The organism is Acinetobacter sp. YH12076 (genome assembly GCF_013419525.1).
Taxonomy (GTDB): Bacteria; Pseudomonadota; Gammaproteobacteria; order Pseudomonadales; family Moraxellaceae; genus Acinetobacter; species Acinetobacter amyesii.
In genome coordinates, this window is sequence record NZ_VOZY01000003.1 from 200,361 (window position 1) to 223,645 (window position 23,285).

Consider the following 23,285-nt stretch of genomic DNA (forward strand, 5'->3'; position numbering starts at 1 on the left):
GCCACCCAAAGGTGGCTTTTTTCATTCAGCGAACTGAATTATTCATCATCTTTTTTTGCTTCGTCAGTAGGAGGTAAGTCCTTGACCGCTTCCGCAATTAGACCAAACATATAGTTGCCATAAGCATTTGTTTTGTCGTAATGGAAACGCAAACGTGGCGTAATACGTGTTTTGATACGACGGCTTAGTTCATGACGCAAGAAACCAGATGCTTTATTCAAGACATCTAAAGTCTCTTTATTTGCGGCTTCACTTTGCTCATCGCCTAGCTCACGACCCATTACAGTCACATAAACTTCGGCATATCCTAAGTCTGGGCTCACCTTCACGGCAGAGATGGTCACGAGACCACCTAAGCGTGGATCTTTCAGCTCCTGACGGATCAGTTCTGACAACTCACGTTGTACTGTATCCGCCATACGCTTCAGACGTTGACTACCCGCCATTAAAGACTCCGTTTAATCAATTGAACATCGTACACTTCGATCTTATCTTGTGCTTTGATGTCTTTATAGCCTTTCACCGCAAGACCACATTCCATACCGGCACGAACTTCTTCAACCACATCTTTGTAGCGACGAAGAGATTCAAGCTCACCTTGGAATACCACCACGTCATCACGTAATACGCGAATCGGTTTATTACGGTGTAATGTACCTTCAAGTACCATACAACCTGCAGCAGCACCGAATTTACTTGAGTGGAACACTTCACGTACTTCAGCCACACCCAGAATTGTTTCACGGTGTTCAGGCGCCAATTTACCGCTCATCGCATCTTTCACATCATCAATTAATTGATAGATGATCGAGTAGTAACGAATGTCGATACCGTCAGCATCAGCTTTTTGACGTGCAGTATTATCAGCACGTACGTTAAAGCCGAGAAGAACCGCTTCTGATGATTCAGCAAGTGTTACGTCAGACTCAGTGATCGCACCAACACCTGAACCAATAATACGTACTTTCACTTCATCAGTTGCAAGTTCAGCAAGTGCAACGTGTAATGCTTCCAAAGTACCACGTACGTCTGTTTTCAATACCACGTTGACAATAGGCACATCTTTCTTGCCCATAGACGCCATGATATTTTCAAGACGCATCGCAGATTGACGCTCAAGACGTTTTTGACGTTCACGATCCATACGCGCATCAGCAACTTCACGTGCTTTTTTCTCGTCATTTACAACAAGAACTTCATCACCCGCCATTGGCGCTTCTGGTAGACCCAAGATTTCCACAGGAATCGAAGGACCAGCAGATTTAATACGTTGACCATTTTCATCTGTCATTGCACGTACACGACCGTATGACGAACCTGCAAGAACAAGGTCACCCACTTTCAATGTACCGTTTTGAACAAGAATCGATGTTACCGCACCACGCCCTTTGTCTACACGTGCTTCAATTACAACACCTTGTGCTGCACCCTCTTCAGATGCTTTAAGCTCAAGAAGTTCGGCTTGAATTGAGATCAAGTCAAGAAGTTCGTCGATACCTGCACCGCTGTGCGCAGAAACCATTGCCACTGGAACGTCACCGCCCCATTGCTCAGGTACGATTTCTTTCGTCGTCAACTCATTCAATACGCGATCTGGATCAGCAGACTCTTTATCCATTTTGTTGATAGCAACAATAATTGGCGTACCTGCTGCACGTGCATGGTCAATCGCTTCCGCAGTTTGTGGCATAACACCATCATCTGCTGCAACAACCAACACTACGATATCTGTAGATTTCGCACCACGTGAACGCATTGCAGTAAATGCTGCGTGTCCCGGTGTATCTAAGAAAGTAATAATACCTTTTTCAGTTTTCACATGGTAAGCACCAATATGCTGTGTGATACCACCTGCTTCACCTGCAGCCACTTTAGAGCGACGAATACGGTCAAGAAGTGATGTTTTACCATGGTCAACGTGACCCATAATTGTCACAACTGGCGGACGAGTGGTTTGGACACCACGCGCTTCTTCAGCTGCTTCAAGTAAGTTGTCTTCTGCTTGTGTATCCGAAACAAGTACTGGATTGTGACCCATTTCTTCAACAACAAGTGCTGCAATTTCTTGATCAATCGCTTGGTTTTGAGTAACCAATTCGCCCATTTTCATGAGTGATTTGATAACTTCGCGAACTTTAACCGCCATTTTCGCAGCCAAGTCAGCAACAACAATTGTTTCACCAATTTCAACATCATAAACTTGTTTTTTAACTGGTTTTTCAAAGCCATGCTTGTTCGCTTGACTTGTTTTTAAACCACGTTTATGTGAGTTATCACGGAAAGATTGCTCTTCGCCACGACGACCACCTTTTTTAGGTGAACGTGAATTGTTGGTATTGGTACCACGTTTAATTTCACGGTCTTCTTTCGCAAACGAATCTTCATATGCCTGACCTACAAGGCCGGCAGCAAGCGGAGAATCATCTACAACACGAATGGTCGCAGTAGTGTCTTCGTTAGAATACTTAGACGCCATTTGACGCATTTGCTCAAGCGTACGTTGTTGCGCTTCTTCAGCGGCTTTACGACGCGCCGCTTCTTCTACAGCTTTCAATTGTGCTGCTTGAGCTTCACGTGCTTTTTTCTGTTCTAGAGTTTCAACAGGTTTTGTAATTGGCTTGTTGTTTGACTTACGTTTTACAACAACCGCAGCTTTGGGTGTTTCTTGCTTCGCATGTTCTTGCTTCGCAGCAGCACGCATTGCTTCTAAAGCTTGTTTCGCTTTAGATACTGGTTGTTGCTTCGGTTCTTCAGCTTTCGCTTCAACCTTAGGTTCCTGTTTACGTGCTTGTTGGTCAGCTTGTGCTTTCGCTAATGCTTCAGCTTTAATTTGCTCAGGATCCGGTTTAACAAATGTATGTTTCTTACGAACTTCTACATTAATCGTTTTTGCCTTGCCCGATGTACTCGCCACTTTAGCAGTACTGGTAGTTTTACGTTTCAACGTGATTTGTCCTGCATTGCCCGCATCCTGACCATGAACTTTTTTCAAATGGTTAACGAGGGCATTTTGTTGTTCAGTGGAGATAATATCGTCAGGTTTAGTTTGTGGTAAACCCGCATCACGAACCTGTTCCAGTAGCTTCTCAACTGGACGACCCACGCTGAGAGCTAACTCCTTAATCGACTTGTCCGTCATATATTACCTCCTAGTTAAACCATGATTCGCGCGCTTTCATAATAAGTTGACCTGCTTTTTCAGCACCTAAACCTTCGATATCAGAGATATCGTCAGTGGCTTGATCTGCAAGATCATCTACAGTTACCACACCGCGAGCGGCAAGCGCATATGCGATTTCTTTAGTCACGCCTTCCATTGCAGCAAGCTCTTCGCTTGGCTCTTGGATGTTTTCTTGTTGCTTCAATGCATCAGCCAATGCAATTTCTTTTGCACGACCTTGTAGCATTTCAACAGTTTCAGCATCAAGTTCGATCTCATCGAATGTTTCCGCAGGAACATACGCAATTTCTTCTAATGATGTGAAACCCATTTCAACCAACGCCATCGCTAAGTCTTCATCAATATCTAGACGTGTAACAAACATATCTAAATATTGTTGCGCTTCGTTTTGTTGGCGTGCGTGATATTCTTCTTCAAGCATCATATTGAGCTTGTAACCAGTCAATTCAGATGCTAAGCGTACGTTTTGACCTTGAGACCCAATTGCACGTGCTAACTGATCACTCGTTGCAAAAATAATATCTGCAGTACGTTCTTCTTCATCAATCACGATACCTGATACATCAGCAGGCTCTAGAGCACTTGCAATGTACTGTGCCGCGTCATCAGACCAAACGACTACATCAATACGCTCACCATTTAACTCTGATTGAACTGCTTGGATACGTGTACCACGCATACCAATACATGCACCTACAGGATCAATACGGTGATCGTTTGTTTTCACAGCGATTTTAGCACGAACGCCAGGTTGGCGTGCAGCAGCCTTAATCTCAATGATTTCTTCAGCAATTTCAGGAATTTCTTTCTTCATCAATGCAATGAGCATTTCTGGTTTAGAACGAGAAAGTAATAACTGAGCACCACGGCCTTCACGGTTTACGTTAAACAAAATCGCGTTTACACGTTGTTTAGGACGTAGAATTTCTTTAGCGATCATTTCTTCACGCGCAAGATATGCTTCTGCATTGTCACCTAAATCAATGATAAAGCCATCTTTGGTTTGTTTTTTCACTTCACCGTAGATGAGTTCACCAACTTTAGATTCGTAAGCATCTGCAATTAGCGCACGCTCTGCTTCACGAATTTTTTGAACAATTACTTGTTTCGCAATTTGTGCCGCAATACGACCGAAATCAATCGATTCAACTTCAAGTTCACGGATATCCCCAATTGCCCATTTTGCAGGATCTACATCAGAGATCGCATCTTGGCATGCTGGCATTTCGTGATCTTCGTCGGCAACCACTTCCCATTGACGGAAAGTACGGTAATCACCAGTACGACGGTCGATTTCTACACGTAGACGAGCTTCTTCCGAGTGAGTTCCCTCGTAGAATTTCTTCTTAGTCGCTGCAACTAAAGCTTGTTCAAGCGCTTCAAAAATTGCATCACGACTTACACCTTTTTCGTTACTAACCGTTTCTACTACGGTAAGAATTTCACGAGCCATAAGTCACCTATTCGTTCAGATTCTTATTTATTAAATTAATCTTGGAAAACCAGATTTGCTTTATCAATATTGTGGCTGTCAATATCCAACACTTGTTGCTTTTCAACTTCAACCTGAATCATTTCGTTCTCAAGGTCTACGTTTACAAGTTTGGCTTGGAATTTACGACGATTATCTACAGCACTGATCAAACGCAAAGCGACTTGCTGACCAATGTATGCCGTCATTTGTTCCAATTTAAAGAACTGACGATCCCAACCTGGAGATGACACTTCTAATGCATATTCGCCTGAAATTGGATCATGTACATCCAACATCGCACCCACTTGCTGAGTGACACGAACACAGTCCTGCACGCCGATACCACGGCCTTGCTCAACTTCGCCATCTTCATTGATGACAGGTTCTGCATTTTCATCAACTTCACGGTCGATATAAATACGTAACAGTGAACGTTTTCCTTGAGGTTGGAAATCAATCCCCCAAAGTTCTACATCACATGCTTGCACCGCTGGGGCAATTAAGTCCTGAAGTGCTTGAGTTTTATTTGATAGCTTCATTTACTCTCGTCAAATTTGTGCGATTCGATGGTCGAAATGACCACTACAGACCAATGCGAAACTATAGTAGTAGTGAAACATGACGGTTTGACCAAAATACTGTCGACACTACACGATAGCCAATAAAAAAGGGCGTAAATCGCCCCATTATTACACAGAAAACCATAGTCCACTGTGCAAAAAGGCCCACCTAGTTGTGAGCCTCTTTTAGAAACTTGGTAGCGGGAGCTGGATTTGAACCAACGACCTTCGGGTTATGAGCCCGACGAGCTACCAGACTGCTCCATCCCGCATCAACATGCAAAAATTATATACAATTTCTTGGTCATTTTCAATCTAAAACAACCTGAAGAATTGCCCTACTGAGTTGCATCTCAGAGGATTGGTAGCGGGAGCTGGATTTGAACCAACGACCTTCGGGTTATGAGCCCGACGAGCTACCAGACTGCTCCATCCCGCATCAACATCACAATGACTTTCAGATAAACTGCTTATATAGATTGTGTGCTATATAAGATTGGTAGCGGGGGCTGGATTTGAACCAACGACCTTCGGGTTATGAGCCCGACGAGCTACCAGACTGCTCCACCCCGCATCAATATGCAAATAGTTTTCTCAGCTTTAAAAGCTGTCCATTTAAAAGTTTGCATCTTAAAAATAGAATTGATTGGTAGCGGGAGCTGGATTTGAACCAACGACCTTCGGGTTATGAGCCCGACGAGCTACCAGACTGCTCCATCCCGCATCAACAGAGTTTTGCTGCATACACCAACTTATGTTCTGGATTATAAGTTGGTGCGGAAGGGGGGACTTGAACCCCCACGCCCGAAAGCACTACCACCTCAAGGTAGCGTGTCTACCAATTCCACCACCACCGCAGCTGTGACGCATTCTAGTCGCAACACGTCAAAAAAGAAAGTGCTAAATAAATTATTCAGCGCTTTTTGGTGCAGTTGGCGAAGTTTCAGCCAATTTTGCAGGCGCAGTCGGTACTGAAGAAATCGCATTCAGACTATAAGCATTTGTCGTTTGTTTCTTTGCAAACACAGCAAGTGTCAAGCTCGTAACGAAGAACAAAGCCGTTAAAATCGCAGTCAAACGGGTCATAAAGTTACCCGAACCCGATGCACCAAATACAGTTGCAGCACCGCCGCCACCAAAAGATGCACCCGCATCTGCGCCTTTACCATGCTGAACTAAAATCAGCACGATCATTAAAATCGCTAAGATAATATGTACCACCAGCACAAACGTATGCATGCTGAACTCCTAATTATTTTGTATTTGCAAATGCTTGAGCAATTTTATAAAACGACTCTGCATTTAATGATGCACCACCGACCAGCGCACCATTGATATCCGGACAGGCTGCCAACTCTACTGCATTTTCAGGTTTTACACTACCACCATAAAGAATCGCAGTATGAAGTCCCATTGGGGTGATTTGGCTTAAACCTTCACGAATTTTAGCATGCATCGCTTGCGCATCTTCAGGTGACGCCGTTTTACCTGTGCCAATAGCCCAAATTGGCTCATAAGCAACCACAATTTGTTTCCACTGCTCTGCTTGTACGACAGCAGCAATATCACATATTTGTTGTAACACAATCTGTTCTGCTTGGCCGCTTTCACGTTGTTCTAAGCTTTCACCCACACAATAAATCACAGTCAAACCTGCGTTTAATGCATTTTTTACTTTTTCATTAATGATATGCGGTTGATCAGCGAATATTTCACGGCGTTCCGAATGACCAATCAGTACAAATTCAACACCATAATCTTTTAATAGCTCAGCACTGAGCTCACCCGTATATGCGCCTGTACCTGCGAAGCGAGAAACGTCTTGTGCAACGGTTATGATGTTACGGCTTGCTTGTGCTAATTCATTTTGCACCGTGGTCAGAGCAATAGCTGTTGGTGCAACCCCAATATGACATGCCGCTTCAGCAATATTTTGTTCATCTAATAATTGCTTAAAATTCTTAAGAAGTGCGCCAGCATCGGCTTGCAATGGGTTCATTTTCCAGTTACCCACTACCCAAGGCGTAATCGTCGAACCCGACATATTTATCCCACATGACAAAGATGAAATCGGGCACATTCTACACGTAATTCATAATTTTGAAGATAAATTTCAACACATTTGCATCTTCGCAGCACACCAGTCATTCCAAGATCTTCACTTTTCTGTAAAAAAATTAAGCAGATTTAAGGACTGGTTCATGCTTTTTACCAATTCTTAGCTAGTGACAACACTTTAAGATATGGTATTTTTGTGCAACAAAAGTATAATTTTGCTATACCAATTATAAACAGACTGAAGCATAGGCAAGTAAAAGCATGACAGCAGTTCAAGGTTCTTCAAGATTTACGGGGTTTATTCGTCGCTTAGTTGACGAAGGGCATCTGTCTGCCGAAAAAATGCAAGCAGCGCTGCAAAATTCAAAAAAGGCTCATCAAGATATCGTGCCGCATTTGATTCAGGAATATCACCTTTCAGCACGCCTGATCGCAGAAACCATCTCGATAGAGTTCGGTGAACCGGTTTTTGATATTTCAACTTATGATACGTCTTTAATTATACGTGATGAATTTGAAGATAAACTCATTACCAAGCATCGTATTTTGCCTATTTTTAAACATGGCAATTTATTATTCGTTGCGATCAGTAATCCCACCAATATTGAAGCAGTGGATGCCATTCGATTTGGTAGTAAGCTAAATACCGAAACAATTATTGTTGAACATGACAAACTTGAAAAGTTAATTGAGCAGAACTTCGCTGAAGAAAGTACTTTTGACTTTGATGATGACTTTGATCTTGATTTAGATAGTGAAACACCCGATCCATCTCAAGAGGATGAAGATGAGGCAACGGGTGATGAAGCGCCGATTGTTAAGTACATCAATAAACTACTAGTCGACGCCATTCGCATGGGTGCATCCGACTTACATTTCGAACCCTATGAAAAGTCTTACCGCGTCCGCTACCGTGTTGATGGCGTGTTAAGAACAATTACTAATCCGCCCTTGCAGCTCGCGACTCGACTTGCTTCGCGTTTAAAAGTCATGTCACAAATGGACATCTCGGAAAAACGTATACCTCAAGACGGTCGTATCAAGTTAAAGCTGTCAAAGAACAAAGCTATCGACTTCCGTGTGAACTCTTTACCGACCTTGTTTGGTGAAAAACTTGTTCTACGTATCCTTGACCCATCTAGTGCGATGCTAGGGATTGATGCGTTGGGTTATGAACCTGATCAAAAAGAACTGTTCATGCAAGCTTTAGAAAAACCACAAGGCATGCTGCTCATCACTGGTCCAACGGGTTCCGGTAAAACCGTATCTCTATATACAGGTCTAAATATTCTCAACCGTGAAGATACCAACATTTCAACGGCCGAGGATCCTGTGGAAATTAACTTAGAAGGGATCAATCAGGTCAACGTAAATAATAAAGTCGGCCTCACCTTCTCTGCAGCCTTAAAATCATTCTTACGTCAAGACCCTGATATTGTGATGGTCGGTGAGATTCGAGATTTAGAAACGGCTGAAATTGCAATTAAAGCGGCTCAAACAGGTCACATGGTTATGTCTACACTGCACACCAATAGTGCACCTGAAACACTGACACGCTTACGCAATATGGGCGTGCCTTCATTTAACATCGCGACATCCGTAAACCTTGTCATTGCGCAGCGACTTGCACGACGCTTATGTTCACAATGTAAAGAAACAGTAGACGTACCAAAACAAAGTCTATTGGAGCTTGGTTTTACCGAAGGTGATTTAAATACACCAGAATTCCAAATATACCAGCCTGTGGGTTGTGCCGAATGCCGTGAAGGCTATAAAGGTCGTGTGGGTATTTACGAAGTCATGAAAGTGACACCTGAAATTTCAAGAATTATTATGGAAGACGGCAATGCCTTACAAATTGCCGAAGCTTCAAATCAAGCAGGTTTCAACAATTTACGCCGTTCAGGCTTAATTAAGGTCATGCAGGGGGTGACTTCACTTCAAGAAGTCAATCGTGTGACCAGTGAGTAAGTGAATTAGTATTTAAAAATAAGGATAAATTCATGGCTGTAAAAAAAGCGCAGATGATGCCAACCTTCAGTTATGAAGGCGTGGATCGCAAAGGGGCGAAAATTAAAGGAGAGTTGCCTTCGCGTAATATGGCTTTAGCTAAAGTCACTTTACGTAAGCAAGGCATTACCATCCGAACCATTCGAGAGAAACGTAAAAACATTCTCGAAGGCTTGATGAAAAAGAAAGTATCCACTTTGGATATCACGGTATTCACGCGCCAACTTGCAACTATGATGAAAGCCGGGGTACCGCTCGTTCAGGGCTTTGAGATCGTGGCAGAAGGCTTAGAAAACCCAGCCATGCGTGAAGTGGTTTTGGGGATTAAAGGTGAAGTTGAAGGCGGCAATACCTTTGCAGGTGCACTCCGTAAATATCCGCAGTATTTCGACAACCTATTTTGCTCTTTGGTTGAATCAGGCGAACAATCGGGTGCACTTGAAACCATGCTGGATCGTGTTGCCATTTATAAAGAAAAAAGTGAATTGCTTAAGCAAAAAATCAAAAAGGCCATGAAGTACCCAGCCACAGTTATTGTGGTCGCGATAATTGTGACCATTATTTTGATGGTGAAAGTTGTACCCGTATTTGAAGGCCTTTTCAGTTCATTTGGTGCAGAACTGCCAGCTTTTACTAAGATGGTTGTCAATATGTCAAATTGGACTAAAGATTATTGGTTTATCATGCTTGTGGTTATTGCAATATTAATTGGTGGGTTTCTAGAAGCAAAAAAACGTAGCAAAGCTTTCCGAGACTTCTTAGACAAAGCTGCACTAAAAGCACCAATTTTTGGTGATTTGGTTTATAAAGCGATTATTGCCCGCTATAGCCGTACTTTAGCAACTACATTTGCAGCCGGCGTACCCTTAATTGATGCACTTGAATCGACTGCAGGTGCAACCAATAACGTAGTTTATGAAACAGCGGTCATGAAAATTCGTGAAGATGTGGCGACTGGTCAGCAATTGCAATTCGCCATGCGTGTCACCGATAAATTTCCATCCATGGCGATTCAAATGGTCGCTATTGGTGAAGAGTCCGGTGCATTAGATGCCATGCTAGACAAAGTGGCGACGCATTATGAAAACGAGGTAGATAATGCCGTAGATGGATTAACCGCGATGATGGAGCCCTTAATCATGGCAGTATTGGGTGTCCTCGTCGGTGGTCTTGTGATTGCAATGTATCTTCCTATTTTCCAAATGGGTTCAGTGGTTGGTTAAAACCAATAAAAGGAAATATTTTGTTTACTGATTTTATTACTTATTTAATCAATACCCCAATTGCGTTATATATCGCAGTTGGGATTTTTAGTCTTTGCATCGGTAGTTTTTTGAATGTGGTAATTTACCGCACACCAAAGATGATGGAACAAGAATGGCGTACGGATTGCCAACTGTTTTTACATCCGGATCAACCGATTATTGACGAAACAAAGATCACACTGAGCACACCTGCTTCAACCTGCCCAAAATGCAAAACGCCCATTCGTTGGTATCAAAACATTCCGGTTATCAGTTGGATCGTTTTACGCGGAAAATGTGGAAGTTGCCAAAATCCAATCAGTAGCCGTTATCCACTGATTGAATTACTCACCATGATCTGTGCGCTGATTGTTGTTGCAGTTTTTGGTCCAACTATCCAAATGCTGTTTGGTCTAGTGCTGACTTATGTATTGATTGCCTTAACATTTATTGACTTTGACACCCAACTTTTACCTGACCGCTATACCCTTCCTTTGGCTGCACTCGGGCTTGGCGTGAATAGCTATGCCATTTATACCTCTGCAACCTCAGCCATTTGGGGGTATATCATCGGGTTCTTATGCCTATGGATTGTTTACTATTTATTTAAAATCATCACTGGCAAAGAAGGTATGGGCTATGGTGACTTTAAGCTTTTAGCTGCCTTGGGTGCGTGGATGGGCCCTTTCCTGCTTCCACTGATTGTATTACTCTCTTCACTGGTGGGTGCAATCATTGGCATTATTTTGCTCAAAGTTCGTAAAGAAAACCAACCTTTTGCATTTGGTCCCTATATTGCCATCGCTGGATGGATCGCCTTTTTATGGGGTGATCAAATTATGAAAATTTATTTGGGTCAGTAAGGTCGTTGTATGACATTTGTCTTGGGTTTAACAGGTGGTATCGGTAGCGGAAAATCTGCTGCAAGCAATTGGTTTGAACTCCAAGGCATTCAAGTCGTCGATGCTGATATCGTTGCTCGCGAGGTTGTCGAACCGGGGCAACCCGCACTGATTCAGATTCAACAACAATTTGGTGATTGGGTTTTACTTGCGAATGGTGAGTTAAATCGGCGTGCATTACGTGAGCATATCTTTAAAGATCCTACAGCACGTCAAGCACTTGAAGCCATTACCCACCCAGCAATACGCCAGTCCATTATCCAACAATTAAACGAAGCAAGCAGCCCCTATGTCATCTTGGTTTCGCCGCTGTTATTTGAAACCAATCAACATGAATTAACCAATCACACCTTGCTTATTGATGCCACGGAACAATTGCAAATTCAGCGTGCATCACAGCGCGATGGTCAAAATATCGAGCAAATCCAAAAAATCATTCAAGTGCAAATGTCGCGTCAGGAAAAGCAAAAAATCGCCGATGATATCGTGCTGAATGATGGTCATTTAGATCATCTTTATGCACAGCTTCGGCCGTTGCATCTCAAGTACTTAGCGTACGCTGAAAAAAGCTAAATAAAAAAGCAGTCTTACTCAGACTGCTTTTTTTGTTGTTCGAGTTGCTGCTCTAGACTGTCCTTTCGTCCCAACCATTTCCACGGTTGAATCGCTCCAATCCCCATCCCGACCAATCCACACACAATTGCAAAACTTAAGGGTTCATTCAGCAGCGGTACCGCTAAAATTGCAGCAATAAAAGGTGCCAAAGTTACGATACTTCCGGCTTTAAATGCACCCAAGCGCTTGATCGCCTCTACATACGTTAAAGTCGCAATAATCACCACAAAAATACCGTGAAAGATAACTTGTCCAATGAGTTGCAATGGCTCTGGGTCAGACCAATGTTTAGGGAAAAATAGTAGATAAATAGGCACGAATACCACGGCAGACCAAACCGCAACCCCCGCCATGGCATGCCAAGCAGAGAGCCTCCATTGCTTAAGCAATACCGTAAATATCCCCCACCAAATGGCACTGATAAAAAATAGCAAATCACCTAAACCAAATGCCACACCAGTCTCGACGTACATTAAATAGCTCATTAAGCTAATGGCAGAGATCATAATCACCACACTGATCCACGTATGCTTATCGAGCGGCTGTTTGAAGATCAGAAATGCGGCTATGGCCGTACATAAGGGAATACAACCATTGAGGAAGATTGCAGCATGAGCCGCAGGAGCATAATGAAATGCGCTATAGGCCGTTAAGCAATAGGTCACCCCGCCGAGCATGGCAAGGATAAAAGGCTCTTTCTTCCATAAAAAAGCCGTATCTTTTTTATAAATCAAAATTGGCATTAAGATGCAAAATGCCAAAGCAAACCGAAGTGCCGTGATATCCCAAGCACTGATTCCCCAATTGGCGCTTAAACGCGCCGTTAAGGTGAATCCACCCCAAATACACATGGTAATGAATACATATAAATAACCTTGTTTTTGGGGAGACATCATCACTGCTATTTCAATTCATTATTACGTTGGCGGCATGCTTCATACAATGCCATACCTGTCGCGACACTGACATTTAAGCTTTGCAAATTACCCGCCATTGGAATGTAAACAGTTTGATCACATTGCGCCTGCGTAATAGGACGCAAACCTGTATCTTCAGCGCCCATAACCACACATACACCCGTACCAGTAAAGTCAAATTTTTGAATCGGCAAAGCTTTTTCATCTAGCATAGTACCGACCACACGTACATTAAAGTCTTCTTTGATTTGAGCCAATGTACGTGCCAAGTTGGTCACCTGAATAAACTTCACTTTTTCAGCACCACCAGCAGCAACTTTACGGGCTGTTGGAGTAAGTGTCGCTGAACGATCACGCGGTGCAATCACGGCTTCAACACCCATAGCTGCCGCTGTACGGATACATGCACCAAGGTTATGTGGGTCTGTAATATGATCTAAAGCCAATAGCAACGTATTGGGATTGGCTTGTAATAAAGCCTCTAAATCTTTTTCGTTTAAGACTGGATGGGGGCGTACAGCCGCGACCACACCTTGATGGAACGGTTGTCCCGCAAGTTTTTCCAAACTATCACGGCTAGCTTTTTGAATGCTGACACCAAACGGTTCTGCCAACTCAAAAATACGTTTTAAACGCTGATCATCACGTCCTTTTAACGCAAATAAAGTTAATACGCGTTCTGGCTCAAGTTCCAGTAATGACTCCACTGAATGAACGCCATAATAATATTCCGGTTTCGCCATGAACGACCTCTAATTTGCAAACTTCGAAAACTTTTAAACAGGGTATGATCACCCAGCGCACAGCTTAGGTTATCAAAAAGAAAAATCCTGCAAAGCAAGCTTTACAGGATTTATGCTATGACACATAGTTTAACCGATTTGAAGTTAAAAAACTGTGCCTAAATGGATTGAATTATTAGCCTTCTAAGTGGCACACATAATCCAAGACTTCATCTGTTTCAATTTTAAAACGGCTATTACCTGGCACGTAGAATGATTGACCCGCACGGAATAGTTCGCTTTCTTCGCTATCAGCAATTTGAACACGACATTCACCTGAAATAATTTCCATACGTTCAGGTACATGGGTTTCAAAAGTCAGCGCTTGTTCAGTTGGAAGCAACACACCCAGTGTTTTCTTGGTTCCATCTTCAAATTGCACAGTGTGGCTGATACATAGACCGCCAAAATAAACATTTGATTTTTTGATGACTGATACATGATCAAACTGTGCTGACATGCGTTTTCTCCAGATAAAGCATATTTATAATATTTTGATCGAAGTAGTTTAATTGTGCTGCAAAAACTAATCAATCAGTGTTGAAAATTTTGAGATAGATAATTACAAAAATCTGAGAAGTGGATATGTCCCAATACCATCCCACTATCTTGACATTGAGAATCTAAAACAAACTGTACTTTTGTACAAAATACTTTTTTTATTTCATCTACTAAAGTCCTAGTTAGGGTCTATTGAAACGCTGCAAAATCATTTCACAGATATATACATGGATAATGAATTATATGGACGGATTTAAGAGACCAAATCATGACGTTTTAAGGCAATAACACGTTAGATTAAATACAAGAATACATACACAAACGTGTTTTGTGAGAACTTAGCAAAATGTTGGATGGTTTAAGCTCACGTTATGCAAGATCATTTACTCTTTGCATCACTACACTGCGTGCTTACGGCAGATACGAAACTAATTTCTTGTTAAACTGAAATTTAGGATAGAATTATGAGGTTTTTCGTCATCTTAAAATAAAACTTATCTTGTGACTAAAACAAAACTTAATTATCTTTAACTAGAACTTTTCGCAGCTCGGATGCGTATATGCTGACACATTTAACTCTGATCAATTTTGCATTAGCCGACCATTTAGCCATCGACATTGAACAAGGCTTTAACGTCCTGACGGGTGAAACAGGTGCAGGTAAATCTTTGCTGCTAGACGCACTATCAGCATGTTTAGGTGAACGAACAGACACCAACTATGTGCGCTATGGATCAGACAAAGCCGATGTGACAGCGACCTTTAGCTACCAAGAGCACAGTCCTGAAGCGCTTTGGCTCAAAGAACACGAACTGGATGATGAGTCTGGAGAAATCCATTTACGTCGCGTGATTTTTGCAACAGGTCGTAGCAAAGCATGGATTAATGGACGTCCGAGCAGCTTATCTGAGTTAAAAGAAATTGGCCGCTTATTGGTACAACTCTATAGCCAACACAGCCAACAACAACTCTTAGAACCGCCCTATCCAAAACATTGGCTAGATCGCTATTACAATTTTTATCAGCCTGCTCAAGCCGTGCGTGATGCCTATAGCAAGTGGCAAAAGGACATTCGACAGCACCAAGCAGCACTCGATGCCCAAGCCACACGTAAGCAACGGATAGAAACGCTTGAACTTCAATTGGAAGAACTTGAAGACGTTGTGCAAACGGACTACAAAGAAATCGAGCAAGAATTTGACCGTCTCAGTCATCATGAACATATCATGCAGGATTGTAGCTATGGTCTAAATGCCCTCGATGACGCCGAGCAAAATATCAATCAAGAAATGGGCGCGATCATTCGTCGGATTGAATCGCATGCAGGACGTAGTGAACAACTTTCTGAAATTTATACGTCGCTACTGAACGCTCAAAGTGAAATTGAAGATGCCACCGCAAATTTACGTCAGTTTATTGATCGTCAAAGTTTTGATCCTGAACGTATGGACGAATTAAATACCAAACTGGAAGTTTTTCATCGCTTAGCGCGTAAATATCGTACTCAGCCTGAAGACTTAAAAAATGATTATGATGCGTGGCAACTTGAGCTTGAACAATTACATCAGCTTGAGGATCCTGAAACCTTAGCTGAACAAGTGGAAGTGTCTCATCAAGACTTTTTAACTAAAGCACAGCATTTGGATGATATTCGTCGTGAAGCGTCTACCCCATTGGCGAAGCAGTTGACTGAACAAGTGAAACAGCTCGCGCTCCCAGAGGCTCATTTTGAATTTAAGTTTGAGCCTCTAGAACAAGCTTCAAGTGAAGGTTTAAGCTTTATTCAACTCCTGTTCACCGCAAACAAAGGGATTCCTGCTCAGCCTTTAGCACGCGTGGCATCTGGGGGTGAATTGTCACGTATCGCCTTAGTCATGCAAGTGATGAATGCTGAAAAAACGGAATCCGAAGTCTTGGTCTTTGATGAAATTGATGTCGGGATCAGTGGCGGAACGGCAGAAATTGTGGGGCGTTTGTTGGCTGATTTGGCGCAGCATGTTCAAATTCTATGTATCACGCATCAAGCGCAAGTTGCAGCACAATCCGATCAGCACTTGTTGGTGAAAAAACGTCAAACGGATCCTGCAAGCAGTACCATTATCGAATTAGAAGAAGATGATCGGATCCAAGAGCTGGCTCGAATGACTGGTGGTGTGGAGATTAGTCAAACGACCTTACAACACGCAAAACAGTTGCGACAATTAAAATTTCAACATAGTTAATTTTTGATGCTTTCAAAAAAACCTGTGTATTCAAAGTACACAGGCTTTTTTCTTAAATACACTATTTGACAATCCCCTGATACACAAAGGCTTTCGAGCCTAAGCTATAGCGTAAATATTTATACTGCGGCTGATGTTGTTGATTGAGTAACATAACATCCACGTGTTTCGGACTGATTTTGAGATATTCATTACCGCTACGACGATCGGTTTCATAATGGCAGTCATAATCTATCGAGATTTGATCTAGTTTCTTTTGCTTAGTTTGAAATACATAAGATTTAAGTAACTGTTTTGGTCCAACTTCAACAGCTCTTAGATGATGTAGTCCACTGCAATTATCACCTTTATAATAACTCTTCACCAAATATACGGTTTTATTTTGGATGTTGACCGGCAAAATTTGATTGATATAGCCTGAGTCAAATTGATCTAAATGTTGCGTTTTTCCCGTTGCATATTGCACATAGCTGCTCCACTCCCCCATGGTGCCTCCGCCAGACACATCAAAACTATAAAATTTAAGTTTTTTATCTGGTGAATATTGCACATGAACAAAACCTTGCTTTTCGAGTTGCGTAAATCCGTAGTGAAAACTGCTCGGATCTGCCGCAATGACATCCACAATTTCACGTTCTATCGCTTCATTGACCTCATAAAAATTTAAGTTTTTATATTTTTTAATCACCTGAGATTCATGTTTTTGTAAGTCAGCGCTTCCTGCAAAGCCTGAAATAGGTAGGCTTGCACAGAGTGCCATCCCTATTATTTTTGAAAAATGTGTCATTGTTTTACCCTCAGTTTATCCTGCTATTTTAAGCAATCCTTATCATCCATCACGTATATCTTCTCCTCACTTTTGTACTGCTGTTGTTCAAATCACCAATCATCGCTTCACAATTCACCACATTACAGACCCGCCTGCACGATGAAGATTTTTAGCATGTCCCTCACTGGTCGAGCATGACAAATATTGAATTTGCAGAAAAACTCATTGTTGAAAACTTGTGAGTCTAGTATGTTGATAAATACAACGTTATTCGAATGCAATTCCCCCCAAGAATCAAACTTACCCCAATAAGGAGAAGCCATTAGGTGACTAAACAATACCTCACACACCGCTGCCTGATTGCTCCACCCGAAATGAACGATGAATTCTTTGCCAATACGGTGATTTATTTAGCGCGACATGATGAAGATGGCGCTCAAGGCATCATTATTAATCGTCCTTCTGGCTTGCAGATCAAAGAACTATTGAATGATTTGGAAATTGAGGCAGATAATGTGCATCCTCATGAAGTGTTGCAAGGTGGTCCTTTGCGCCCAGAGGCAGGTTTTGTTCTTCATACCGGTCAACCGACATGGCATTCGTCTATTGCTGTAGGTGAAAATGTCTGTATTACCACGTCTAAAGATATTTTAGATGCGATTGCACACAATGAAGGTGTGGGTCGCTATCAGGTGGCTCTAGGCTATGCCAGTTGGGGTAAAAGCCAATTGGAAGAAGAAATTGCTCGGGGTGATTGGCTCATTTGTGACTCAGACATGGATTTAATATTTAACTTACCTTATGACGACCGCTGGGACGCTGCCTATAAAAAAATGGGCGTAGACCGCACGTGGTTATCATCTGAGATTGGACATGCCTGATTTACCACAATATCAAATGATTATGGCCTTTGACTTTGGCACACAAAAAACAGGAATAGCTGTGGGACAAGCCTTGATTGAAAGTGCAAATCCCCTGCCACTCTTTCCCATGAAAGATGGCATTCCCAATTGGGATAATCTACTCAAGATTGTGAAACAGTATCAGCCGGATTTGTTCATCGTGGGTCTACCGCTCAATATGGATGACAGCGAATCTGAGCTCTCCACACGTGCGCGTAAATTTGCACGACGCCTTCGCCACCAAACCAATATTGAAACCTTGATGGTCGATGAACGCTTAACTACACGTGAAGCGCGTGATGAATTAGATCATTATCAAGCCCAAGGCCGTGCGAAGAATCTTTCTGCCGACAGCCTTGCTGCAGCATTATTTATTGAAAGTTGGTATCGAAATCCAGTGGGACTGAAACCTTAAGCGCTTTCAACAAACAGGCAAATAAAAAAGCATCCGAAAAAGGATGCTTTTTTATGCGCAAGATTGATCACTCAATGCTGCGCAAATGAAATGATTGGGGATAACTTAGTTTTTATCCACAATATGAATCGTGGTGGTTCGACCCGCGACAAAAGCCAGCTGATCATGCGGCACTTCATCCAGTACAATTTTCACTGGTACACGCTGTGCCAAACGGACCCAACTAAAGGTTGGATTAACATTGGCAAGTAAGCCATCAGTCGAGGTACGTTCACGGTCTTCAATCCCTGTTGCAACGCCTTGTACATGGCCTTTATAAACTTCAGAACTTCCCATCAGTTGGATTGTTGCAGGTGCGCCAACATAGATTTTATCCAGTTTGGTTTCTTCAAAATATCCCACAACATACAATTGTTGACGGTCAATTAAAGCCGCCACGGCTTGTCCTACTTTGACGTAATTCCCTGCTTTGAGTTCAAAGTTAGACAAAGTTCCATCTGTTGGTGCAACCACTTCCGAACGTTTTAAATTCAACTCAGCCAAATGCAAACTGCTATTCGCTGCTTCAATTAGGGCTTTTTGCTGCACCACACTGGCTTTGGCTTGTTCAATCGCTGCCTGAGTTTGCTCATGCTCTGCATGTGATTGATCACGCACTGCAAACATTTGATCTTGTTCTTGTTTTGAAATCGCACCGTCCATCAAACTTGCATAACGATTTGCATTTTTATCTGCAAGATTGATATTGGCTTGTGACTTCACTAGATTGGCTTTGGCTTCAGCAAGCTGTGCTTCAGCCCCTGCCAGTCCTGCTTTGGCTTTCGCCAGGTCAGATTTGGCTTGCTCAACATCCAACGCTTGACGTGCCACATCTATACGAAATAACACTTGGCCTTTTTTCACTTGTTGGTTGTCTTGAACCAAGACGTCTGTGACCAAACCTGAAACATCCGATGACACTTGAATCACGTCACCACGTACCCGTCCATCACGCGTCCATGGTTCCGAATTGTAATAGTCCCAAATATGTTTTAGCGCAAGTAATGCGCCACATAGCACGATTATCAACAATACAGGCCGAACATATTTTCGGACATTCAAATTGGTCATACGATTACCTCAATCATTTCATTTTTTTAGGGGCTTAGAACTGGCAGAAAATAAAGATTTCATGCACCAGCCAAAGCAACATCACAAATACACCCAAATAAAAAATATTGGGCATCGGCACCCAATCTTGCGCCATCCATCGGTCAAGCAAACGCATGATGACCCGCAATAACAGATAGGCCAATACCGCTTGAATCAATAGAATGGGCACATAGACGCCATATACATTTAGCTCACCCATGTTGTGCCTCGACCTGTAAATGATTTGGAGTCTGCTGTGTTAGAACATGACACAAACTGCTTTGAATATTGTTCAGTGAATACTGAATTCGATGCATAACATCGTCGTTTTCAATACCCTGAACGGCCTGATTCAATCGTTGAATTCGCTCTACAATTTGCTGTTTCAAGCTCCTATACACATTCTTTTGCCCTTGTTCCATGGCCCGAAAATAGTCATCTAAATCTTGTTGTAACTCTTCGAGTTCGCTGACCAATGCATCATTCGGATCGAGTTTATTCATGAGTTCTTGTAAGCGGGTCAAATCAATCACCGCACTGGCTTCCACCAAAGCCCACTCGATCTGTTGCTTCAAATTTCCTGATTGCACCATTTTGCTGTTTAGGATGCCAATTCGGTCCAACATACTGCGTAAATGCACCCGAAACGGTAAGCCGTTCGGCAGATATAAAGCCTGACGCAGTGCCTTGTAATGCTGTGAAAGTATGCGTTGGGCCGTCATATCTGGGGACATCGCACGCACTAAATGAATAATAAATACCGAGATAATGGGTCCCAAAACCGTCCCAATCGATGCATCGAAGAAAAACACCTGATCGAGGCTAAAGCGGTTTTGAAAATTCAGTCCCATGATGGTGCCCATCAAAAGCGGCAAGCTGATCCCAATCAAAGGCGGATGTAAAAACAGCATCAGACAGAACATCACAAACGGTGCTAACACCACGATCAACTGCCAAAAAGCGGTCACATGCGGGAAAATGCCATAGGCGTAGATAAACACCATGAAAGCCGCATACATATTGGCGCGAATAAACATTTTCAATGCAGGAACAGGGTTATCCATTGCCGTTAAAATACAGGCACTGATCGCAGCCATTTCGGCCATCATAAATCCAGCTTTCCAACCACTAACGATCCAAAAACCCGTAGAAATTAAAATAATCAAACATGCAGACACCCCGCCACGAATGGCAACCCCCGCATCTCGGTGCAAAGTCGGATAATGACTATTGCCCAAGGCGGTCAGTGTAGCTGGTAAAGTGGAGTCGCCTTGCTGTACCCGCTGCCAAAGCAAGCGAATCGCACGAATATTCTGAATAAAATGGCGAATATCCATTTTTAGACTGCCCAAAATCACCTGTTGTGATGGCAATGCCTGTGCATGAATGTGTTGAAAATCTTGCTCAAACTGTTCAGGCAATTGATTAAGTTCACTTTCCTCAATCTGATGTTGATCTAATAAAAACGCGGCAATATGTTCATGGGCTTGCTTGAGTGCCGTCCGATAATGTGTGTCCAGACCATCTAATTGTTTCATCCGTTCAGACATGGCCACCAAGTTGCTGACCAACAAACTCAACTGATGCAAGATTTCCTGCAACGGACGTGTCATGCCTTTTAAGGTGGATTTTTCATAAGACAAATGCACCGCCATGACATGTATATCGGCGATATCTCGTGCAATATTGCCGAGATTTTTAGAATAATTTTTTAGCTCGGCAGGCTCTAATAAAATCTGATCAAAAATTTCTTTGGTATCGGCAAAGGTTTTGCTCACCCGTGTTTCGACGGCAGGGCCAATATGCATTGGAAATAATGTCGTGGTCACGATGGCACTACAGACCACACCCACCGTAATTTCGAGAAAACGCCCCAAGGCCATATCGAAAATCGAAGCAGTATCAATAAAATACACCACGTTAAAACAGATAATGACCGTGGTATAACCCGCCAACATGGAAACATAACTACGAGGCGTGCGGTCTAGCAATGACAAATACAGGCAAAACCCAACCCAAACCGCTAAAAACACCGTAAACAGTACAGGCATGTGGATGAGATGTGGCAGTGCCACCACCGACACGGCCGCCCCTAAGAACGTCCCTAATACACGATACAAACTTTTTGAAGACGTCATCCCTGAATATGGATTCGCGATCACGAAAACGGTGCCAATCGCCCAAATCGGATAAGCCAAATTCAGTACAAAGGCCACATACAATGCCAACATGCCCGCGATGAACGTTTTGGTCGCAAAAATCCAGTCCATTTTATTGGGCCGAAAAGCGAGTATTTGTTTCGTCAGCAGCATGATGGATCTCGGTGGCTTGCTTCTTTTTAGTGAAAACGGCCTCGTATCGAATGCTTAAACATTCGATAGCACAACCTGTATCACGGCACAGGAATGACTAGAAATTTCAATAAGTAAAGAAGCGATTCAAATCGTGTTTCAAACCATTTGAATACAAAAAGTAGTGTGCAACATTGCCTGCGCATCGAAATAATGGGCAATATTTATTCAATATAGGATATTTTCATAGCAATTTTGCTAAAAAAACAAATTAAAGTCAATATTAATATCTTATTTTGATAATTGACCTATATTTTAAATGAGTATTTCAATTTTTTTATTATGCTTTTATCAGAATAACCCAAGAAACCCTGTGATATTTCAGATTTGTTTCATTTCCAGTGTAGAAAAGCGCAACATCAGGCCGAGCAATTTGTTATAAAGTAACTTAACGATTCATTTTTTATTGTGACCAAGCAGGTTCTTATGGCGCTTTCCAGTTTTGGTAAAATTCTCACCGTACTCGACTTATTTTCAGTTGCTCGTCCCATCATCAATGTCGACATTATTAGTGAAGAATTAGGCTTATCTAAACCAACGAGCTATCGCTATTTAAAAGAACTGGTTTCTGCTGAATTATTGCAGCGCCTCAGTGGGACTTCTGGCGATTACACACTGGGTTCAAAAATTGCTGTGCTTGATTTTATTTCTCGCACCACCGATCCATTGGTGCAAATTAGCATCCCCTTCATGAAAGAAATTGTGGAACGCACAGAGTCTTGCTGCTTATTGACGCATCTAAATATCGACTCTTGCATTGATGTACATCATGAACTTTATAAAGACTATGCCGCATTGGCTTATGGTCGAGGTAGCCCGCGTCCAATGTATAAAGGCTCATCGTCTAAAGTGATTTTGTCGCAGTTACCTAAGCAACGGATTTTAGATTATTACCACCGTTTTGCGGACGAGTTATCTCAAGTTGGTTTTGCGCATAATGAAGAAGAATTTATGCAGCAAATGAAAAAGATTAAAAAGCAGGGTTATTATTTTTCCAATGGTGAAGTTGACCCGAATATGTCGAGCCTATCGATTCCGATTAAATTTTCCAGTAAAGAACCCCCACTTGCTTTGACCCTATTGGCGTCTAAAAATCGTTTTGAATTTATGAACTTTCAAAAAGTCGTAGAAATGATGCAAGACTGTACAGCGCGTATTGAGAAAAAATACAGCAGTATGATGGAAGAATCGGACGCCATTTAAATCTGATCAGTTTGCGCACAACTGATGCGATGTTGTAAAGATGATATT

Annotated in this window: 21 protein-coding genes and 5 tRNA genes; 8 read left to right on the forward strand and 18 right to left on the reverse strand. The window is 42.3% G+C overall.

Going from position 1 to position 23,285, the window contains the following annotated elements; genetic code table 11:
• Positions 1-38: 38 nt before the first annotated feature.
• The 11 genes from FTU22_RS04010 to tpiA all read right to left on the reverse strand — a co-directional run bounded on the left by FTU22_RS04010 (position 39) and on the right by tpiA (position 7,259).
• Positions 39-446 (reverse strand): ribosome-binding factor A, encoded by a 408-nt coding sequence (locus FTU22_RS04010; RefSeq protein WP_078189413.1) that lies wholly within the window; start codon positions 444-446, stop codon positions 39-41.
• A complete protein-coding gene (gene infB, locus FTU22_RS04015; protein WP_111884116.1) occupies positions 446-3,139 on the reverse strand; it encodes a translation initiation factor IF-2 in 2,694 nt (897 codons plus the stop codon). The genes FTU22_RS04010 and infB overlap by 1 nt, the downstream gene beginning before the upstream one ends.
• A 10-nt stretch (positions 3,140-3,149) precedes the next feature.
• On the reverse strand, positions 3,150-4,634 hold the full coding sequence (gene nusA / locus FTU22_RS04020) for a transcription termination factor NusA (protein ID WP_078192558.1): 1,485 nt from the start codon (positions 4,632-4,634) through the stop codon (positions 3,150-3,152).
• Between the two features lie 35 nt (positions 4,635-4,669).
• Positions 4,670-5,194, reverse strand: coding sequence for a ribosome maturation factor RimP (gene rimP, locus FTU22_RS04025; RefSeq protein WP_078192559.1), 525 nt, complete (start codon positions 5,192-5,194; stop codon positions 4,670-4,672).
• 216 nt (positions 5,195-5,410) lie between these two features.
• Positions 5,411-5,487, reverse strand: a tRNA-Met gene (locus tag FTU22_RS04030).
• Positions 5,488-5,577: 90 nt separating this feature from the next.
• Positions 5,578-5,654: transfer RNA gene (locus tag FTU22_RS04035), tRNA-Met, on the reverse strand.
• A gap of 58 nt (positions 5,655-5,712) precedes the next feature.
• Positions 5,713-5,789 (reverse strand) — tRNA-Met (locus tag FTU22_RS04040).
• Positions 5,790-5,862: 73 nt separating this feature from the next.
• Positions 5,863-5,939 (reverse strand) — tRNA-Met (locus FTU22_RS04045).
• Positions 5,940-5,987: 48 nt separating this feature from the next.
• Positions 5,988-6,072, reverse strand: a tRNA-Leu gene (locus FTU22_RS04050).
• A gap of 52 nt (positions 6,073-6,124) precedes the next feature.
• Positions 6,125-6,454 (reverse strand): preprotein translocase subunit SecG, encoded by a 330-nt coding sequence (gene secG / locus FTU22_RS04055; RefSeq protein ID WP_180093115.1) that lies wholly within the window; start codon positions 6,452-6,454, stop codon positions 6,125-6,127.
• A gap of 13 nt (positions 6,455-6,467) precedes the next feature.
• Positions 6,468-7,259 (reverse strand): triose-phosphate isomerase, encoded by a 792-nt coding sequence (gene tpiA, locus FTU22_RS04060; RefSeq protein ID WP_180093117.1) that lies wholly within the window; start codon positions 7,257-7,259, stop codon positions 6,468-6,470.
• Positions 7,260-7,534: 275 nt separating this feature from the next.
• Between tpiA and pilB the strand changes: the two genes are divergently transcribed.
• Genes pilB through coaE form a run of 4 tightly spaced genes read left to right on the forward strand, consistent with a single transcriptional unit; the run spans position 7,535 to position 12,002 of the window.
• Complete coding sequence (pilB, locus tag FTU22_RS04065) at positions 7,535-9,244, forward strand: type IV-A pilus assembly ATPase PilB (RefSeq protein WP_180093119.1); 1,710 nt, start codon at positions 7,535-7,537, stop codon at positions 9,242-9,244.
• A gap of 32 nt (positions 9,245-9,276) precedes the next feature.
• The gene (locus FTU22_RS04070; protein ID WP_180093121.1) at positions 9,277-10,506 is read left to right on the forward strand and encodes a type II secretion system F family protein; all 1,230 of its coding nucleotides are present in this window, start codon (positions 9,277-9,279) and stop codon (positions 10,504-10,506) included.
• 20 nt (positions 10,507-10,526) lie between these two features.
• Positions 10,527-11,390: an A24 family peptidase gene (locus FTU22_RS04075; protein ID WP_180093123.1), complete on the forward strand. Its 864-nt coding sequence runs from the start codon at positions 10,527-10,529 to the stop codon at positions 11,388-11,390.
• Between the two features lie 9 nt (positions 11,391-11,399).
• Positions 11,400-12,002: a dephospho-CoA kinase gene (gene coaE, locus FTU22_RS04080; RefSeq protein WP_180093125.1), complete on the forward strand. Its 603-nt coding sequence runs from the start codon at positions 11,400-11,402 to the stop codon at positions 12,000-12,002.
• Between the two features lie 14 nt (positions 12,003-12,016).
• On the opposite strand, the gene FTU22_RS04085 is transcribed toward coaE, so the two are convergent.
• From FTU22_RS04085 to FTU22_RS04095, 3 genes are all read right to left on the reverse strand, one after another.
• Positions 12,017-12,937, reverse strand: coding sequence for a DMT family transporter (locus FTU22_RS04085; protein ID WP_373685427.1), 921 nt, complete (start codon positions 12,935-12,937; stop codon positions 12,017-12,019).
• A gap of 8 nt (positions 12,938-12,945) precedes the next feature.
• On the reverse strand, positions 12,946-13,704 hold the full coding sequence (rlmB, locus tag FTU22_RS04090) for a 23S rRNA (guanosine(2251)-2'-O)-methyltransferase RlmB (RefSeq protein WP_180093128.1): 759 nt from the start codon (positions 13,702-13,704) through the stop codon (positions 12,946-12,948).
• Between the two features lie 175 nt (positions 13,705-13,879).
• Positions 13,880-14,203 carry a pyrimidine/purine nucleoside phosphorylase gene (locus FTU22_RS04095; protein ID WP_067763086.1) on the reverse strand — a complete coding sequence of 108 codons (324 nt, stop codon included), beginning with the start codon at positions 14,201-14,203 and terminating at the stop codon, positions 13,880-13,882.
• 601 nt (positions 14,204-14,804) lie between these two features.
• Here FTU22_RS04095 and recN point away from each other — a divergent pair.
• On the forward strand, positions 14,805-16,466 hold the full coding sequence (recN, locus tag FTU22_RS04100) for a DNA repair protein RecN (RefSeq protein WP_180093130.1): 1,662 nt from the start codon (positions 14,805-14,807) through the stop codon (positions 16,464-16,466).
• A 61-nt stretch (positions 16,467-16,527) separates the two neighbouring features.
• On the opposite strand, the gene FTU22_RS04105 is transcribed toward recN, so the two are convergent.
• Positions 16,528-17,253, reverse strand: coding sequence for a hypothetical protein (locus tag FTU22_RS04105; RefSeq protein WP_180093132.1), 726 nt, complete (start codon positions 17,251-17,253; stop codon positions 16,528-16,530).
• Positions 17,254-17,561: 308 nt separating this feature from the next.
• Between FTU22_RS04105 and FTU22_RS04110 the strand changes: the two genes are divergently transcribed.
• Complete coding sequence (locus FTU22_RS04110) at positions 17,562-18,116, forward strand: YqgE/AlgH family protein (RefSeq protein WP_180022050.1); 555 nt, start codon at positions 17,562-17,564, stop codon at positions 18,114-18,116.
• A complete protein-coding gene (gene ruvX / locus FTU22_RS04115; RefSeq protein ID WP_111884874.1) occupies positions 18,109-18,552 on the forward strand; it encodes a Holliday junction resolvase RuvX in 444 nt (147 codons plus the stop codon). The genes FTU22_RS04110 and ruvX overlap by 8 nt, the downstream gene beginning before the upstream one ends.
• Positions 18,553-18,657: 105 nt before the next feature.
• Here the strand turns inward: ruvX and FTU22_RS04120 are convergent, their stop codons facing one another.
• The 3 genes from FTU22_RS04120 to FTU22_RS04130 are packed head-to-tail and all read right to left on the reverse strand — an operon-like array spanning position 18,658 to position 21,995.
• Positions 18,658-19,662 (reverse strand): HlyD family secretion protein, encoded by a 1,005-nt coding sequence (locus FTU22_RS04120; protein WP_078189427.1) that lies wholly within the window; start codon positions 19,660-19,662, stop codon positions 18,658-18,660.
• 34 nt (positions 19,663-19,696) lie between these two features.
• Positions 19,697-19,903, reverse strand: coding sequence for a DUF1656 domain-containing protein (locus FTU22_RS04125; RefSeq protein WP_168378210.1), 207 nt, complete (start codon positions 19,901-19,903; stop codon positions 19,697-19,699).
• Positions 19,896-21,995 (reverse strand): FUSC family protein, encoded by a 2,100-nt coding sequence (locus FTU22_RS04130; protein WP_180093134.1) that lies wholly within the window; start codon positions 21,993-21,995, stop codon positions 19,896-19,898. Before FTU22_RS04130 ends, FTU22_RS04125 begins: the two co-directional genes overlap by 8 nt.
• 465 nt (positions 21,996-22,460) lie before the next feature.
• On the opposite strand from FTU22_RS04130, the gene FTU22_RS04135 reads away from it, so the two are divergent.
• A complete protein-coding gene (locus FTU22_RS04135) occupies positions 22,461-23,237 on the forward strand; it encodes an IclR family transcriptional regulator (RefSeq protein WP_078189430.1) in 777 nt (258 codons plus the stop codon).
• The last annotated feature ends 48 nt before the right edge of the window (positions 23,238-23,285 follow it).